Below are 16,884 nucleotides of genomic sequence, written 5' to 3'. Positions count from 1 at the left end.
GTGGCATTAGGTGGAGGTTTCTTCTTAACACAAAATAAAGTGTTACCAGGCACGTATCATAATTTTATTAGTGCAGCACGTGCATTCGTGAACTTATCCGATCGCGGATATGTTGGGCTACCAATCGTTCTTGATTGGGGCGTAGATAGCGAAGTATTCGCTGTAACACAAGAGGATTTACAAAAGGACAGTCGTAAAATATTTGGCTACGATTACACGCACGATAAGCTAAAGGGTATTCGTGATGTATTCAAAAATGCGATTACGGTGTACTTTTATAAGCTTGCTGTAGATGCAGTAGCAGCTCAAAATGATTTTGCTACAGCTAAATACAAAGGTGTGCGAGGTAATGATATTACCATTGTGATTCAAGCAAATGTAGACGAGCCAACGAAGTTTGATGTAAAAACGCTATTAGATGGCGTTACGGTTGATGAACAGGTGGCAGTAACAACTGCTGCTGATTTAGTAGCAAATGATTATGTAACGTTTAAAAGTGGTGCAACACTTGCGGTTACAGCAGGTACACCATTAGCCGATGGCTCAAATGGCACAGCTATTACAGGTGGTGCCCATCAAGAGGCATTAGATGCACTAGAGGCTTACGGCTTTAATACACTAGGTTGCTTATCTTCAGAGCCAACAATTAAATCGCTGTACGTAGAGTATACGAAGCGTATTCGTGACCAAGTGGGAGGTAAATTCCAACTTGTAGGTCACAAACTCGGCACGACAGACCACGAGGGTGTTATCGATGTACAAAACGACGCGATGGGTGATGAAGTATTTGCTGCTGTCTATTGGGCAACAGGAGCACAAGCAGGCGTGCCGGTAAATCGTTCAAATACAAACAAACGCTATGACGGCGAATTTGAGCTAGATATGTCCGAAACAAAGACACAGCAACAACTTATCGCATTAATCAAAAATGGTAAATATGTGTTCCATCGCGTTGGTGATGAAGTGCGTGTACTTGAGGATATCAATACATTCACATCCTTCACAGTAGATAAAAATGAGAATTTCAGCATGAATCAAGTCATTCGTGTGCTTGATCAAATTGCCATTGACACGGCAGCTTTATTTAACAATCGCTATCTCGGCAAAGTACCGAACGACCAAGATGGCCGTATTTCACTTTGGAATGATATTGGCGCTCATCGCATGGAGCTACAGCGTATTCGAGCTGTTCAAAATTACAATAAGGATGAGCTTACTGTAGAACAAGGGAACTCTAAAAAATCTGTTGTAGTAAATGAGGTTGTCATTCCGACTGTTGCCATGTCGCAACTATACATTACTACTGTGGTAGCTTAAGGAGGGAAATAGTATATGGATAAAATCGGATTATTGTTGCCGTTAGATTTACAATACTTCGCTGAAACAACAATGCATGCGCGTGATGCTGTCAGCGGTGCTCAAGGACGTGCATTCGTCACAATCGAGGGCAATCGCTATTTATTTGCGCAGCTAATCAATTTAGAAGCCAACATGGAGAAAACAAAAACGCAGGTGCCGATTATGGGCCGTACAGGTAAGGGGAACAAGGCTACAGGTTGGGAAGGTACAGGCTCAGCTACATTCCACTTCAATACATCAATTTTCCGCCAGCTGTTAAAGCGCTATAAAGATACAGGACAAGATATTTATTTTGATATTCAAGTGACGAATGAAGATAAATCTTCTACTGTAGGCAGCCAAACAACAATTTTAATTGACTGTAATCTTGATGGTGGTATTATTGCGTCACTCGATGCAGATGCAGATTATTTAGAGGACACAATCGACTTTACTTTCGAGGATTGGGATATGCCGATTGAGTTCGCTACCTTACCTGAAATGCAATAAGAGCTTGCTACGGCAGGCTCTTTTATTTTGAAAAGGAGTGGGAATAATGCGCGTAAACATTACATTTAAGAATGCTGAAGAACTTCAAGTTTTATTACAAAAGACCATCACTCTAGCAAAAGAACTTGAAGAAAGCCTTCAGCAAATAAAAGAACTAGAATTAGAATTTGAAACCGAAATGAATTAGAATTTCATTTTATTTTTAATATATTCGTTAGTTGCTGTATCAAGCATTGTTTGCCAATTTTTAAATTTCGTATTTTGGCTCACATGATGGTCCATATCAACATCGGGGATGGCTTCAAAATCTTCTTGAGATTCAACCTTAAAGTTACCAGCAATTAAAAAATCATTAAAAGAACTAAAGTTTGTGTGACGTTTCATGAATGATGGAACGAATAAATCGTCAAAGGAAATCCTGTTTTCCCTTTTAGCTTTTTTTGAAGCTCTTTCCATGCTTTTTAATTGTTTTTGTAACTTATTAAGGCCTTTAACTTTGATTTTGGACATAATATTCACCTCCTCCATTTCAATATTCGACATGGAGGAGAAAATACCTATTAATTATATTGGAGGAAATGACAAATGAGTAACTTACAAGCGTTTTTCGCGCATAACAAAAAGAAACAGGACAATATTAAGCGAGCGATTTCAAAAAGTTTCGTTGACGAAAACGGAAATGCCGTTGAATGGGAGTTTGCGCCAATCTCACCAGAACGTGATGCTGAGCTTAAATCGGAATCTACAAAGCGCTCTTTGATTACACAAGGTAAGCGCAAAGGGCAGTACAACACTGATTTTGACCACTTTAAATACCAGCGTCTTTTAACAGTTGAATCTATTGTATTCCCTAACCTAAATGACAAAGAGCTGCAAGATTCGTATGGCGTTTTAGGAGCTGATGAATTGCTTGGTAAAATGCTAACAATCGGTGAAATTGCAGAAGCGGCAGCGGCAGCACAAGCGGCAAATGGCTATGAGGTTGAGCTTGACGAACTCGTAGAAGAAGTAAAAAACTAATCGAGGACGGTGATGGTGACGCAAACGTCATGCACTGGTGGGTGCACAAAATGCGTCGCCTGCCGTCCGAGTATTTAGCGCTGTCTTTAGTAGATAAAGCGTGTCTAATAGCGTCTTTACAGGTTAAGATTGACGAGGATAAGAAGCAGGAGCGTGAGGCTAAGCGTGGGTCTAAGAAGGGGCGGAAGCGTTAATTTATCCAAATATGAAAATAGGCATAGAAATCACCTTATCTTCCATGTATATTAGTTATAGATATACATAGGAGGTGCTATATGGCAAAAAATAAGGTGGTTGCTGGCGATTATCTTAATTGCTCTGTGGTGAGAACATTAGGGCTTATTAGTTTAAACTCAGGATTTAAACAAATTTTGCAATTAGATCAATCAACTATAGCAAATTATGAATTGATTACAGAAGAGCATAGAAAAAGTGCTGTTTCTGGCGTTTCACGAGGTTTAGTTGGAGGAGTTTTATTGGGACCAGTAGGGTTACTCGCTGGGCTAAGTGCCAAAAATAAAGGAACACATCATGTTGCTATTGAATTTAGGGATGGTAAAAAGAGTTTAGTGGAGATAGATGATAAAATATATAAAATATTAATCCAAAAAATGTTTAATGCATCCAATGCCTCTATCTTTGATAACAATCCACCGGTAGACAACAATACAAGTAATAGTGGTATTAATAACAACAATTATAATACACAACAAAAAAAGAAAGGTTGTTTACCTATTGGTTGCTTAGCAATTATAGCATTCGCTGTCATTTTTGCTATTGTAATAGGGAACTTGCAAAACACTGAAAAAAGCTCAGTAGAAACAATTATTGATGTTACTCAATTTAGTAAAATAAATAGCGCAAAATTAATTGAAATCATGGGAGAACCACAAAGAATCGAAGATTATGAATGGCGAGTACCTAAAACTAATCAAGAAATAGTTGGGAAGTTATATGTATATGAAGACAGTAAATACGAATTCATTTTATTCGATGATATTGTTATGCAATTAGATATGTATTCTGGGCAATCTAAAGGAGATACAACTGATATTATAGGTAGTTTTGAGAATAAGGATGATATTTTCAAACTATTTGGTATTACACCTTCTTCAAAAATGAAAAAAGAAGCTGATACGAACTACGCATTACGTTATGAAAATGTTTCTGACACTGTAGAAAGCGTGCGGATATTTGACATTGAAAATGGGGAATTTGGTATGGCGAAATTTACGTATGATTCAAAATATTTTAGATAGATTTTCAAAAGCTACTCTTATGGGTAGCTTTTTGTTATGGCAAAAAGGAGAGGGAACATGGCAACGATACGTACAGCAATTAATATGACAGATAATTTAAGTCCTGTTTTTCGCTCGATAAATAGTGCATTGCAACTTACGGTTAGTGGATTTCAAAATCTTGAAGGTGCTTCGGGAAATGCTGTAGACGTTTCGCGCTTACAACAAGCGCAGCGTGAACTAGCACGAGTAGATAAAATGTTTAATCAAATCGAAAACGAAATTCGTGATGCTGAGAATGCACAAGGAAAATTTAACAATAAAATTAGAGATGGTACAACTGCTGTAGATGGGTTAGTAAATAAAGTAGGTGCCTTAATAGGTGCTTATTTGTCATTACAAGGATTAGGTAACGTACTTGCTATTTCTGACCAGATGGCTAATACTACAGCTAGATTGGACTTAATAAACGATGGAATGCAAACAACAGCAGAATTACAACAAGTGATTTTGGATAGTGCTCAACGCTCTCGAGCATCCTACTCAGAAACCGCAGATACTATAGCAAAATTGGCGATGAATGCTGGCGATGCATTTGGAACAACAATGGAAGCAGTAGCATTTGGTGAACTACTGAACAAGCAGTTTGTAATTGCAGGAACAAATACAGAAGGTATTTCATCAGCTACCTTACAGTTAACGCAAGCTCTGGGTTCGGGTGTACTCCGAGGAGAGGAATTAAATGCAGTATTCGAAGCGGCTCCAACCATCATTCAAAGTATTGCAGATTATTTAGGTGTAGGTATTGGAAAGATAAGAAAAATGGCATCAGATGGCGAAATTACTGCTGATATTGTGAAGAATGCAATGTTTACAGCTGCTAATGATATAAATCAAAAATTTGAAAGTATGCCTATAACGTGGGCGCAAACATGGAAAACATTTAAAAATGAAGCTTTATGGGCGTTTGCTCCAATTTTACAAATAATAAATGATATTGCTAATAGTGAAAGGTTTAAACGATTTAGTGCAAGTGCAACGCAAGCTTTGCACATCGTAGCGGGGGCTGTGGAAGCAGTTTTTAACTCAATAGTGTTTATTGGCTCACTTGTATACGATAATTGGTCATTTATAGCTCCTGTCATTGGAGCTGTTACAGCAGCATTAATAATCAATGCAGCTGCGTGGGCGTGGGCGAATCGCGAAATAGTAATTAATATTTTCATGATGATGACAGCGTCATTACGCAATCTGTGGTATGTGGCAACGACAGTTTTATCTACATGGGCTACATACGGGTTCACAGCTGCAATGGCAGCTCTCAGCATCGCAATTTCAGCGAATCCTATTGGGTGGCTAATTGGAGCTATAGTAGTATTAATTATGTTATTTTACCTTGCTGTAGCCGCAGTCAATAAATTTGCAGGTACATCAATAAGTGCAACAGGATTAATAGCCGCAGCGTTTGCAGTATTAGGAGCTTATATTTACAACCAAATCGCATTTATTTGGAATATCATAGCTGCATTAGTCGAGTTCTTTGTTAATGTGTGGAAACATCCAATGTACTCAGTAAAAAAATTATTTTATAATCTTGCGGAAAATGTACTAAATCAAGTGATTGCTATGACCAAAGGTTGGGACGGATTTGCAACAAGCTTTGTCAATGCGATTATAAAAGCCGTCAACCTAGCTATAGAAGCGTGGAATTGGTTTATTGACCTATTGCCTGAAGGTTTTGCGGCAGAAGTTGGCTTAGGTAAAGGAGGAACATTTGATTACCGAGAGTCTATCACTAGCGACTTATTAAATGTTAAGGATTTACTAGGGAAAGGCGTAGGAGATCCGCCAGATGATTATTGGGAAGCGCCAAAAATGGAGCCTATTGCTTTGGCAGATGCAGCTAAATCAGCCTATGACTGGGGCAAAAACCTTCTAAAACCTGAAAAGGAAAAAGAGAATGGAAGTCCTGTTGAAGACGCCATCAACGATGCCCTAGCTCTTGGCGACAAAGTGAAGGAAGGCAACGACGCAGCAAAGAAAACAGCTAAAAACACAGGCAAGATGGCAGATGGAGTTAAATTTTTAAATGACGAGCTGAAATATTTGCGTGACTTAGCCGAGCGTGAGGCTATAAACCGCTATACAACAGCCGAAATTCACATCGACAATCGCAGCGAAAATCACATTAACAGCGAGCTAGACATCGACGGTATCGTTGATCGTTTCGGTGAAAAAGTTGAAGAGGTTGCCGAGAAACTAGCGGAGGGGACTGTATACGATGTATAACTTTTTACTTGATGACTTGCAGTTTCCTGTTGCGCCATCGTCCATGAGCACAAAATTTAATAATAAGAATGACACTATCGTCCTCATGAACGAGGGTGAAGTGAATATTTTAAAAATGCCGGGTTTAACGGATATTGAGTTTGAGGTGTTACTACCCAATACGCAATATCCGTTTGCTGTTTATCCGAACGGTTTCCAGCCTGCAACACACTACCTTGAAAAGCTAGAAAAGTTAAAAGTCTCGCAAAAAGATTTTTCTTTCATTGTTAATCGTGCGATGCCAGATGGCTCATTATTATTTGACACGAATATGAGGGTATCGTTGGAAGATTATACGATCGAAGAAGATGCGGAAAATGGCTTTGACGTGAGTGTCACAATCAATCTTAAGCAGTGGCGCCCATATGGCACGAAAAAGCTTGTGCTTAATAAAGCTTCAAGTGCAAATGCTTCTGGAGCAAACAAAAAATCGGCAGCAAAAGTTGAGCAGCAGCGACCAACAACGAGCAAGCAAACGCCTAAAACACATACAGTAAAAAGCGGTGATACGTTATGGTCCATTGCAAAAAAATATTTAGGCGATGGCTCGAAATACACGCAGCTTGCCAAAATCAACAATATAAGTAATCCCAACATTATCAAAGTAGGGCAGGTGATAAAGCTTGGCTAAATGTCAGTTGTTAATTACGTCACGGGGACGAGTGTTTGAGTGCGCGGTGGAAGAAGGTATTACGTGGGAAACACAGCGAAAAGGTGCACCAGGACAGCTTAATTTCAATGTGATTAAAGATGATATTTTGGGCTTCTATGAAGGAGATCAAGTGCGATTTATTTATGATGGAAAGCCCATTTTTAACGGCTTTGTCTTCACGAAAAAGCGCTCGAATAATCGGATTATATCAGTTACAGCATTTGATCAACTGTGGTATTTAAAAAACAAAGATGTAGTCACATACAAGGGTAAAACGGCAGCACAAGTGCTACAAATGCTTGCAAAAGACTTTAGGCTGCAGCTTGGTATCGTGGCAGATACAAAACATGTCATTGCTACCCGTGTCGAGGATACGTCGGAGTTGTTTACTGTATTAGATAATGCATTAAGTATTACAACCAAAAACACAGGCTCTATATATGTCTTATACGATGATTACGGCAAGCTCAATTTACGCGATGTTAAAATGCTCAAGCTTGATATTTTAATCGATGAGGAGAGCGGCGAAACGTTTGAATACACAACATCCATCGCTGATAACACGTACAATAAGATACGTGTATACCGTGAAGACAAGAAAACGGGTAAGCGCGAAAATTACTATGCTCAACACGGCGAAAACATGAATCAGTGGGGCATTATACAGCTTACTGAAAGTCTTGAGGAAGGTGAGAATGGACAGGTCAAAGCAAACGCCTTGTTAGCCTTGTATAATCGAAAATCACGCAAACTGCACATTAATAAAGTGTTTGGTGATACGAGGGTGCGTGGTGGCTCAACGTTAGGTGTGCAAATGTATTTAGGTGACTTAACTGTTGCCAATTTTATGATGGTTGAAAAAGTGAAGCATACATTTTCTGAAAGCGACCATCGTATGGACTTAAGCTTAATCGGGGGTGATTTCGTTGCGTGATATGTCTGATATTGTGAAGGTTTTAAGGCAAGTGGTATTAGAGGCTGTTAATGCACAAAAGCCAACATCTGTTGTATATGGCACTGTGATTAGTACAGCGCCGCTAAAAGTGCAGGTGGATCAAAAGCTTATACTAGAACGTGAAAACTTAAAGCTGACACGAGCTGTCATGGACTATGAAGTAGATATGACTGTTGACCATTCAACTGAAAATAGAGCTGGTGGAAGTGGTGAAGCCGCATTTGCATCGCACAATCACGATTATAAAGGTCGCAAAAAGTTCCTTATTCATAATGGCTTGGTAGTGGGTGATAGGGTGACAATGATTCGTGCAAATGGTGGACAACAGTACATTATCATTGATAAAGAGGTGGTTTGATGCTACCGAATGCTTATTACGAAAATGATGGACTTGAGCTAGATTTTGAGGAAGCTATTGAGCCATCGAAAAATTACAAATTACTATATGACAAAGATCGCTGTGTTGGCTATGTCGATGACTTAGAAGCCATGAAACAAGCGATTTTTTTAATGCTCTCAGTTGAGCGTTACGATCACATTATTTATTCGTGGAATTTTGGTGTGGAGTTTAACGACTTATTTGGCAAGCCCACATATTACGTAGCAAGCGAGGCAAAGCGTCGTATACGAGAGGCTTTGTTGCAGGATGACCGAATTAATGAGGTAGATTCATTTGTTGTTACAACCAAAAAAGGTAAAGTCCATGTGCAATACACAGCTCACACCATTTTTGGTGATGTCACAGGTGAAAGAGAGGTGGAATATTAATGGCCGAACTTAATTTAGATACGACTTACGAAGATTTAATGGCCCAAAAGATGGCAGGCATTGATAACTCGTTAGACAAGCGGGAAGGTACATCGATGATTTATAACGCAACCGCTGCTAACAGCGCAGAAACTGTGCAAATGCTAGTCACGCTTAAAAACTTTGTTGATATGGTATTTGCTGATACAGCCCCCCGTGAATATTTAATTAGACGCGCAGCTGAGCGTGGTTTACAACCCCAACCAGCTACCTATGCACTACGTAAAGGTTTGTTTAACATTGATGTGCCCATCGGCTCACGATACAGCTTAGATGAGCTAAATTACACCGTTATAGAGCGTATCGCATTTGGAGAGTTCATTTTACAATGTGAAACGGCAGGCAATGTCGGTAATATCTTTTCAGGACAACTTATTCCTATTGATTTCGTAGCAGGACTTGAAACAGCTATGCTAACAGATGTGTTAGTGCCAGGCGAAGATGAGGAAGAAACAGAGGCGTTTCGCACTCGCTATTTTAATAGCTTTCAATCGACTGCATTTGGTGGGAATAGGGCGGACTATAAGGAAAAGGTAGGTGCTATGTCTGGGGTAGGCGGCGTGCGTGTATACCGCGCTTGGAATGGTGGGGGCACCGTAAAACTTGTTATCATCGATTCGCAATTCCAAAAGCCATCACAAACCTTAATTGACCAAGTGCAAGCGGCTGTTGATCCAGTGGGAGAAAATGGCGAAGGAGTTGGAACTGCCCCAATTGACCACATTGTCACAGTATTTAGTGTAGAGGAAGCAATTGTTAATATCGGTCTTAATATCACTTATCAAACAGGCTGGACATGGTCCGATGTCGAAGCGAGCGTGCAATTGGTAATCGATGAATACTTTTCAGAATTAGCCGAACAGTGGGCGCAAGCTGTGTCTAAAGAGGAGGATGAACAAGGCGTTGTTATCCGTGTTAGCCAAATTGAGACACGCTTGTTAGGTGTTGATGGCATTTTGGATATCGCAGACACGACACTGAACGGGAATACGACAAACATCGAATTAGGCAGCGAAGAAATACCGAAAAGAGGTGCTGTAAGTGGCTAGACAAGTAAATATTCTTGATTATTTACCACCTATTTTGCTTGAAATTAAAGAACTGAAAGCAATTGCTGGCGTAGAAAATCCAATTTTAGAAAAGCTGTGGCGTATGATTGATGCGACACTTAATAATCAATTTATTATTACAGCAGACGAAAATGGTATAGGTCGCTATGAAAAAATGCTAGGGCTTCAAGTGTCAGATTCGGACACCCTAGAAACTCGTATTTTTCGTGTATTAGCACGCTACCAAGAGCAGGCCCCATACACTTACCGGACGCTTAGATTGATATTAGATAGCTTGTTAGGCGCTGGGAATTACACAATGGAGCGTAATGTCGAAGAGAAATGGTTAGTTGTCAAAATTGAACTTACTGTAAAGCGACAATTTGAAGCTGTTGAGGACACACTCGAGCGTATGGTGCCGCAAAATATGGTTTTAACTGTTGAACTACGATACAACCAACACAGCACATTAGCGCGGTTTACGCATGCTCAATTAGCGACATACACTCATTTACAGTTAAGAGAGGAGGTTTTACCAAATGCCTAATCATACAACAAATTATAATTTAATTAAACCGACACCAGCAGAATTTTATGATATCGAAGTGCACAATGAAAATATGGATACTATTGATACAAATCTTGCAGATGTACAAGAGCAACTTACTACACACTTGGACAATGTTGCAAACATACCTCGTGCAAGATATAAAACAGCAATTTCGAAAAATTTGCCATCCACAACGTGGACTAACGTCGGTTGGGATGTGATGGGTATTGACACAGAAAATTTTGTATCCCAATCAAATAACACCGAAATAGTTATTAATAAATCTGGTGAATATTTAATTACTACAAATGTAATTATAACTGGCACAGCGAACAAGGGATACCGTAATGTTATGATTACAAAAAACGGTAATTATCTTGCTTATCAAAACAACTCAACTACTGATATTGGAATTCCGACCATAAGAACAGTATGTACAGTAGTAGAACATTTGGAAGTAGGTGATATTATTGAAATCCGTGCATATCAAGATAGTGGGATAGAACTTTCGATAGGAGTAGAAAGTTCATTCTCTATTACTAAAATCGCCGGATTTTCTTAATCTTATAACTACCCTACTGGTAGGCTTTATGTGCCTACTCAAATTACAAAATTAAATAATATGTACTTTATCGTGGACTGTTTCCACCACCGTATTTTATATAATGATAATTTGACTGATGATATAGTTGAGTGGACTACAATCGACTACGAATTTGCAGGTTGTCACTCAATTGCGAGTGATGGAAATATTTTTGTGGTTGATAACACAGGACGTAATGAAGTATTAGTGTTTGATTCAACTTTTAAAAGAGTACAAACAATACCAAATGTTGGACATAGACCACATAAAGTAATATTCAAAAACAATAGGTTCTATGTATTGTCAAGTGGAACACAAACCGTATATTGTTATAAAGTTGTGGATAATAGGTTGGTCTTAGAATTTTCTAGAAGGATGGATTTTATGGGATACGCGTATTGTCGCTCAGTGAAAATCATTGATGGACACATGTATTTTGCGACAGATACGCCGAACGTCATTTACAAAGTTAATTATTTAGATGATTCATTTAATCTTGTTGAGTCATATCAATTACCATCAAATATAACTTTCTTAGTAGATGTCGATTATTACAATGGACATTTTTATGTTACAAACTATACCGATATTAACAAAAGCACCGATTTAGTCAATTTTACTAGCGTTTATACCGAGTTAGATTTGCAAGATATTCCTTACTTCACATCCGTCATTGATGGAAAATTATTTTTTACCGAAGTAGGCGAAATTCGAAATGCTATACATTCGGTTGACTACATTGGAACGCATACCGTATATTATTCTTTCGATGGTTTAGACATTTCATCTGAAAGGCGAAGGGAAATGTATCCTAGATAATAGTCCCACAATGTGTAGTAAATCAATAAAAAGTTAATATCAAATAGTTATCAGCCTTCCACATTTATTGTGGGAGGCTTTTTATATTAAAAATAGGAGCGTGAAGCTTATGGAGGGAATTAATTTGGAATATCTAGACGTGGCACATTTATATTTATTTGGAGGGGTAAAATTTATTGATTTATTATTGCTTTTAATGACTTTGGATATCGTCACAGGGTTATTTAAAGCTTGGAAAAATGGTAACTTGTGGAGCCGCAAAAGCTTGTTTGGGTATGCTCGTAAGTTGCTTGTATTAATTGTAATCATCACAGCAAACATTATCGACCAGGTATTGTCGCTAAATGGCACACTCACATTTGCGACAGTACTTTTTTATGTTGCAAATGAGGCTTTGAGTATTACGGAAAATATGGCGCAGCTTGGTGTATTGGTTCCACAAAATTTAGCTGAAAAATTGAAAGTCATCGAATCAACTAAGCATGAAAAAGAGCATCCAGTGAGTGAGATTGCTCAAGAGTTGGCCGGAAAGGGTGTTGATAAAAAATTGAAAGACGGTGACACAAAATGAGCGTCACAACTACTTGTCGCGACTTATCTGAGCTATTACCAGCTGCGCAAATTGCATGTAGATTGCTGTTCCAAGAATGTTATAAGACAGGCATTCGCAATATTTTTATTACCGAGACTTATCGCAGTCAAGAGCGCCAAAATTACTTGTATGCACAGGGACGTACAAGACCAGGTGCGATAGTGACTTGGACGTTAAACAGTAATCATAAGTCACGTCTTGCGTGGGATATTGCTGTAGCACCACCGCAGTCGTTATATGATATCGCAACGTTAAATAAGGTAGGGGCAATTGCTCGTAAGCTAGGTATCACGTGGGGTGGTGATTGGACAGGCAATATCGACCGCCCACATTTTGAAGTTAAAGCAACATGGAGGATACCAACAGGATACCAGCTTGAAGGTGAGGTAATCGTACCAAGTAATAGCAAGATGCAAGTACAATTAATTGTCAAAGACAAGGAGGAAATAACAATGAATACATGGAATCCAGCAAGCCCTGCAATGCAAACGGCAGCAGAGGCTTTTTTAGCGCAGGCAGTCAAGGATGGTATTATCCAAGAGTCTCATTTAAAAGACCTGCAAAACAAGCAAATGACTACTGACCGTTTGCTTGGCTTATACATCACAATTGACCAACGACGAGCTGCAAAATAAAATTACCCCGCCTTTCCGTTGTGGAGGGCGGGTTTTTATTTGTTTATGTGAATTAGATGTATTTAAATTGTTCTTCTACATAGTTGTACATTTCATCTTCGGTAAGTCCTTTGTGTAAATAATGATATATTTCCGCAAAGTGTTTTATCATTTCGTGTTTCTTGTCCCACTCATTTTTCGCATCGGTTTCACTATTTTCTGCAATGTACTTAACAGCACCGTTTTTTATTTTTTTAGCATAAATATAATAGTTGTAAAAAAAATACCTATATACAGGGCTCTTTAGTTCGATGAAATATCTTAAATCAACTTTAGATTTTACTTGTTTCTCGAAAGCTGCTGATTCTAATTCATTGAGTTCTTCTTCAAATGCTTCTCTTGCAGTTGCGTTTGTAACTATTTCACCTAATTCATGTAAAAATTCAAAATGTATGTCTTCGCCAGAATATACATCACTAGGGTTTAATAGACGAATTTCGTCGATTTCATACTTTTTTGCGACGATTTTTTCATGAATTCTCTCATAACTTATCAATTTTTTATAAAAATCTTCATTAAATTCTACTAACATTAATTTTCTCTCCTTTATTGGGTTCTTGTAATAATTATTTATTTTCAAAATGTTTATCAAAGTATTCACCTAGTTTTTCAGCAACATCTAACCCCATACGACCTATATCACTTTTTCCATCGACATAACGTTGTATTGTTCCTTGAGAAAATTCACATTCTTTAACAATTCTATAAGCTGTATGTTCTCCAGCGCCGTTTTTTGATTCTTGCGCCGCTTTAATAACCATCGCAACTTTAGCCTTTAATTCCATTTTATTTTCCCTCCCCTCCCAAGTAGGTTTGCTGACACAGCTCCTATTTACGAAAAAAATCCCATTTATATGACTGCTTTAAATTCTGTGTATACGGATTGTAGCATTTGTAGCTTATTTCCATTGATGTTTTCGCGATTTTCAATCCAAAAACTTGCACTTGTGCGATTTTCGATTAAGAAGCGAGCAAGATTAATTATTTTTAAGACTTCCGATTCTTTCAATCTCTTGTCAAGTAATGCATTGACAAAATTCACAAAAGTTATATTAAATTCATTGCGCAGTTGAACTGCCCACTTAATTTGTTTTTCAGAACCTTCAAGAGCTGGCAGTTCTTCGCCAATCGGGAACGGGAATTTGTATTCAATATTATTGTGATTAAACATCGAATTAGAAACAGGTCTAGTTTTAAATTCAGACCAAGCTTGTTTTAAAGATTCTGAAAAGTATTCTCTAACCTTGCCACCGAATTTAGCAGCACCTTCTTTAGCGATTTCCCATGCGCGAATCATAACGTTTTTCATTTTTAATTCCTCCCTGTTTCCTTTTGTTACTTTTATTATAACACAACTGATATATAATGCAAGTGGAATATAAAATATTTTTAAATTATTTTTCAAAATAAAAAAGCCACTCATTGAGCAACTTGTGAATACATAAATTACCTGTATTCGAAAACGAATGTTTGTTCTATAATAATTACAAACAAACGTTCTGTAAGGGGTGGGCAAAGTGCGAAATCAACTTATAAAAGCAATGCAACGTCAATGGCTTTTGGATATTATATATATGGCGAAGGATGGTAAAATCTCAAAGAGACGTGTGAAAATCATTAAAATAGCTGGCGATACAATGCAGGTTTATTGTTTCAATAAATGCGCTAAACGTACTTTTATAGTAGATAATACACTTGCGATTATGCCTGTTAGTAGAAGAGAGCGTGAAGTCATATGAACTACGACCAAATGCCAAATCGTGATATTTTTTGTATTGATATGAAGTCTTTTTACAGTAGTTGTATCGCGATGCAAGAGGGACTAGACCCAATTAATGACGCAATTGCTGTGGTTGGTAGTCTTACGCAACCAGGGGCTGTAGTGTTAGCAGCTTCGCCAGCGATGAAACAACGCTTTAAAATAAAAACAGGCAATAGACGCTATGAGATACCGAAACATCCTGATATTCGCTTATATGAGCCACGTATGAATTTCTTTTTACGGATGTCGGTAGAAATCACAAAATTAATCATGCAGTATGTGCCACGTGAAGCCATTCATGTGTACAGTATTGATGAAAGTTTTGTGGATTTAACAGGCACTACAAGGCTGTGGGGATTACCAGAAGAAACAGCAAAAACAATACAACAATCAATATATAATCAATTTGGTATTCCGTCCTCTGTAGGCATGGGACCAAATATGTTAATGTCGAAATTAGCGTTAGACTTGGAGGCTAAGCGTACAGGTTTTGCGAAATGGACGTTTGAGGATATACCTAAAAAGTTATGGCCAATCAGACCACTATCCGAAATGTGGGGGATTGGTAGGCAGACAGAGGCAAGCTTAAATGCTATGGGTATATACAGCATTGGCGATTTAGCTAGAGCCGATTTAAAAGAGCTGGAGAAAAAGTTTGGTGTGATGGGCAATCAGTTGTACTACCATGCATGGGGCGTAGATTTATCAACATTCGGTGAGCCGAATATCGATATTAAAAAAACCAAAAGTTTTGGGCAAGGGCAAATGCTCATGCGAGACTATCCAACACGTAAGGAAATATCTATTGTGTTGCTGGAGATGTGCGAGGATGTAATGATGCGGATGAGACGTGCTGGATTCGTCGGGCGTACGATAAGTTTAGGTGTGTCTTATAGTAGGAGAGCGCAAGAAAAGGGCTTTTACAGATCAACAACTTTAAAAGAGCCAACATGTGAAACGATGACGATGTATCAAACGTGTGTGGATTTGTTAGATGAGCATTTTGCGGGTGAACCAGCGAGACAACTTGCTGTGCGGATTTCCAATCTCGAAAAAGTCCAGGGTATACAACTAGATTTGTTTGATGAGCGAAAAGCGCAGCGGCAAGTGCTAGCTCATACTATAGATGAAATTCGTGAGCGCTTTGGTCCATCATCCATTTTACGTGCTGCATCATATACGCCGAGTGGTACAGCAATCCAAAGGAATAATAAAATCGGAGGACACTTAGCTTAATGAAGATATATTAAAACCTCAAGTAAATTCACTTGAGGTTTTTACGCTTGATAACTTTTGTGTTTTTTTGTCCCCCAATATGACCCCTGAACTAAACACATTAAAACATATTAAAAAACAACACCTATTAAAGTAATCATATATTAATAGAAGAAAAACAAATAAAAAAACATAAAAATAGCCGCCATTAAAACGGGTAATTATTGGGTAAATCATAAAAGGCTAGCCGAATTTTCTGGCTAGCCTTTTATGTGAAGTTGCTGATAGAACAAAGAAAGTTGCTGATGGAATGTCGTAAGCTTTTTAATACAGCATTCGCGCTGTAATTTTGTCAGTTGCTTTAAATAAAACGCGATAACGACTTTCATAATAAGTTGATGCGTAGCCTTTCTTTGAGCCATCAGAGTTATCAAATTCCTCATCCGTCATAATCAAAACACTGTCATAAAGCATATCACTGTTATTTAAACGTTGTTGTACTTCATTTGCTAGCTGGAGAAAATCTTCCTTTGTCTCGCCATCATAGAAGCTCGATTCAATGTAAATAGAAGGCTTCACTGGAAGGGAAATATTTGGCTTCCAATAAGGTTGTGATTTGATCAGATCAATAGGCACTTGAATGCTATATGTAACAGAAACTCTGATTGGTAGCTCTTGTAATAAATCCTGTACATATTTTGAACTTTCTTCGCTCCATTGTTGAGATATGTCTCCATCTGTCGAATCATAATGCAATGTGAAATCGACAATGTTCTTTGGCATGAGCCCTGT

23 protein-coding genes are annotated in these 16,884 nt (G+C 38.2%); 18 read left to right on the top strand and 5 right to left on the bottom strand.

Annotated elements, in window-relative coordinates; all coding sequences use genetic code 11:
• The 3 genes from R6U77_RS00690 to R6U77_RS00680 are packed head-to-tail and all read left to right on the top strand — an operon-like array spanning position 1 to position 2,035.
• A complete protein-coding gene (locus R6U77_RS00690; protein WP_319837018.1) occupies positions 1–1,317 on the top strand; it encodes a phage tail sheath family protein in 1,317 nt (438 codons plus the stop codon).
• Positions 1,318–1,332: 15 nt separating this feature from the next.
• Complete coding sequence (locus tag R6U77_RS00685; protein ID WP_319837017.1) at positions 1,333–1,848, top strand: phage tail tube protein; 516 nt, start codon at positions 1,333–1,335, stop codon at positions 1,846–1,848.
• Positions 1,849–1,894: 46 nt separating this feature from the next.
• Positions 1,895–2,035, top strand: coding sequence for a hypothetical protein (locus R6U77_RS00680; protein ID WP_319837016.1), 141 nt, complete (start codon positions 1,895–1,897; stop codon positions 2,033–2,035).
• On the opposite strand, the gene R6U77_RS00675 is transcribed toward R6U77_RS00680, so the two are convergent.
• Positions 2,032–2,358 (bottom strand): hypothetical protein, encoded by a 327-nt coding sequence (locus tag R6U77_RS00675; RefSeq protein WP_319837015.1) that lies wholly within the window; start codon positions 2,356–2,358, stop codon positions 2,032–2,034. The genes R6U77_RS00680 and R6U77_RS00675 overlap by 4 nt on opposite strands.
• A gap of 75 nt (positions 2,359–2,433) precedes the next feature.
• On the opposite strand from R6U77_RS00675, the gene R6U77_RS00670 reads away from it, so the two are divergent.
• The 13 genes from R6U77_RS00670 to R6U77_RS00610 all read left to right on the top strand — a co-directional run bounded on the left by R6U77_RS00670 (position 2,434) and on the right by R6U77_RS00610 (position 13,076).
• On the top strand, positions 2,434–2,868 hold the full coding sequence (locus tag R6U77_RS00670) for a phage tail assembly chaperone (RefSeq protein ID WP_319837014.1): 435 nt from the start codon (positions 2,434–2,436) through the stop codon (positions 2,866–2,868).
• A gap of 275 nt (positions 2,869–3,143) precedes the next feature.
• Complete coding sequence (locus R6U77_RS00665; RefSeq protein WP_319837013.1) at positions 3,144–4,127, top strand: hypothetical protein; 984 nt, start codon at positions 3,144–3,146, stop codon at positions 4,125–4,127.
• A gap of 57 nt (positions 4,128–4,184) precedes the next feature.
• Positions 4,185–6,395 carry a tape measure protein gene (locus R6U77_RS00660; protein WP_319837012.1) on the top strand — a complete coding sequence of 737 codons (2,211 nt, stop codon included), beginning with the start codon at positions 4,185–4,187 and terminating at the stop codon, positions 6,393–6,395.
• Positions 6,388–7,065 carry a LysM peptidoglycan-binding domain-containing protein gene (locus R6U77_RS00655; RefSeq protein ID WP_319837011.1) on the top strand — a complete coding sequence of 226 codons (678 nt, stop codon included), beginning with the start codon at positions 6,388–6,390 and terminating at the stop codon, positions 7,063–7,065. The genes R6U77_RS00660 and R6U77_RS00655 overlap by 8 nt, the downstream gene beginning before the upstream one ends.
• Positions 7,058–8,020, top strand: a complete 963-nt coding sequence (locus R6U77_RS00650) for an XkdQ/YqbQ family protein (protein ID WP_319837010.1) — start codon at positions 7,058–7,060, stop codon at positions 8,018–8,020. The genes R6U77_RS00655 and R6U77_RS00650 overlap by 8 nt, the downstream gene beginning before the upstream one ends.
• Before the next feature lies 1 nt (position 8,021).
• Positions 8,022–8,399 carry a DUF2577 domain-containing protein gene (locus R6U77_RS00645; protein ID WP_319838410.1) on the top strand — a complete coding sequence of 126 codons (378 nt, stop codon included), beginning with the start codon at positions 8,022–8,024 and terminating at the stop codon, positions 8,397–8,399.
• Positions 8,399–8,809 carry a DUF2634 domain-containing protein gene (locus tag R6U77_RS00640; protein WP_319837009.1) on the top strand — a complete coding sequence of 137 codons (411 nt, stop codon included), beginning with the start codon at positions 8,399–8,401 and terminating at the stop codon, positions 8,807–8,809. Before R6U77_RS00645 ends, R6U77_RS00640 begins: the two co-directional genes overlap by 1 nt.
• Positions 8,809–9,897, top strand: a complete 1,089-nt coding sequence (locus R6U77_RS00635) for a baseplate J/gp47 family protein (protein ID WP_319837008.1) — start codon at positions 8,809–8,811, stop codon at positions 9,895–9,897. The genes R6U77_RS00640 and R6U77_RS00635 overlap by 1 nt, the downstream gene beginning before the upstream one ends.
• Positions 9,890–10,444, top strand: coding sequence for a putative phage tail protein (locus R6U77_RS00630; RefSeq protein WP_319837007.1), 555 nt, complete (start codon positions 9,890–9,892; stop codon positions 10,442–10,444). The genes R6U77_RS00635 and R6U77_RS00630 overlap by 8 nt, the downstream gene beginning before the upstream one ends.
• Entirely contained in the window at positions 10,437–11,009 is a 573-nt protein-coding gene (locus R6U77_RS00625; protein WP_319837006.1) for a hypothetical protein, read from the top strand. The genes R6U77_RS00630 and R6U77_RS00625 overlap by 8 nt, the downstream gene beginning before the upstream one ends.
• Positions 11,010–11,039: 30 nt before the next feature.
• The gene (locus tag R6U77_RS00620) at positions 11,040–11,849 is read left to right on the top strand and encodes a YncE family protein (RefSeq protein WP_319837005.1); all 810 of its coding nucleotides are present in this window, start codon (positions 11,040–11,042) and stop codon (positions 11,847–11,849) included.
• Positions 11,850–11,958: 109 nt separating this feature from the next.
• Positions 11,959–12,420 (top strand): phage holin family protein, encoded by a 462-nt coding sequence (locus R6U77_RS00615; RefSeq protein WP_319837004.1) that lies wholly within the window; start codon positions 11,959–11,961, stop codon positions 12,418–12,420.
• Positions 12,417–13,076 (top strand): M15 family metallopeptidase, encoded by a 660-nt coding sequence (locus R6U77_RS00610; RefSeq protein WP_319837003.1) that lies wholly within the window; start codon positions 12,417–12,419, stop codon positions 13,074–13,076. Before R6U77_RS00615 ends, R6U77_RS00610 begins: the two co-directional genes overlap by 4 nt.
• 52 nt (positions 13,077–13,128) lie before the next feature.
• Here the strand turns inward: R6U77_RS00610 and R6U77_RS00605 are convergent, their stop codons facing one another.
• From R6U77_RS00605 to R6U77_RS00595, 3 genes are all read right to left on the bottom strand, one after another.
• The gene (locus R6U77_RS00605) at positions 13,129–13,647 is read right to left on the bottom strand and encodes a hypothetical protein (protein WP_319837002.1); all 519 of its coding nucleotides are present in this window, start codon (positions 13,645–13,647) and stop codon (positions 13,129–13,131) included.
• Between the two features lie 34 nt (positions 13,648–13,681).
• Entirely contained in the window at positions 13,682–13,900 is a 219-nt protein-coding gene (locus R6U77_RS00600) for a hypothetical protein (RefSeq protein WP_107842034.1), read from the bottom strand.
• A gap of 65 nt (positions 13,901–13,965) precedes the next feature.
• A complete protein-coding gene (locus tag R6U77_RS00595) occupies positions 13,966–14,424 on the bottom strand; it encodes a hypothetical protein (RefSeq protein ID WP_319837001.1) in 459 nt (152 codons plus the stop codon).
• Positions 14,425–14,632: 208 nt separating this feature from the next.
• On the opposite strand from R6U77_RS00595, the gene R6U77_RS00590 reads away from it, so the two are divergent.
• Entirely contained in the window at positions 14,633–14,854 is a 222-nt protein-coding gene (locus R6U77_RS00590) for a transcriptional regulator (RefSeq protein WP_293922290.1), read from the top strand.
• Positions 14,851–16,113 carry a Y-family DNA polymerase gene (locus R6U77_RS00585; RefSeq protein ID WP_319837000.1) on the top strand — a complete coding sequence of 421 codons (1,263 nt, stop codon included), beginning with the start codon at positions 14,851–14,853 and terminating at the stop codon, positions 16,111–16,113. The genes R6U77_RS00590 and R6U77_RS00585 overlap by 4 nt, the downstream gene beginning before the upstream one ends.
• Before the next feature lie 303 nt (positions 16,114–16,416).
• On the opposite strand, the gene R6U77_RS00580 is transcribed toward R6U77_RS00585, so the two are convergent.
• Complete coding sequence (locus tag R6U77_RS00580) at positions 16,417–16,875, bottom strand: hypothetical protein (protein WP_319836999.1); 459 nt, start codon at positions 16,873–16,875, stop codon at positions 16,417–16,419.
• Positions 16,876–16,884 lie beyond the last annotated feature (9 nt).

It is taken from the genome of Lysinibacillus louembei, from assembly GCF_033880585.1.
GTDB classification, from domain to species: domain Bacteria; phylum Bacillota; class Bacilli; order Bacillales_A; family Planococcaceae; genus Metasolibacillus; species Metasolibacillus louembei.
This window is presented reverse-complemented; position numbering and strand designations above follow the sequence as displayed.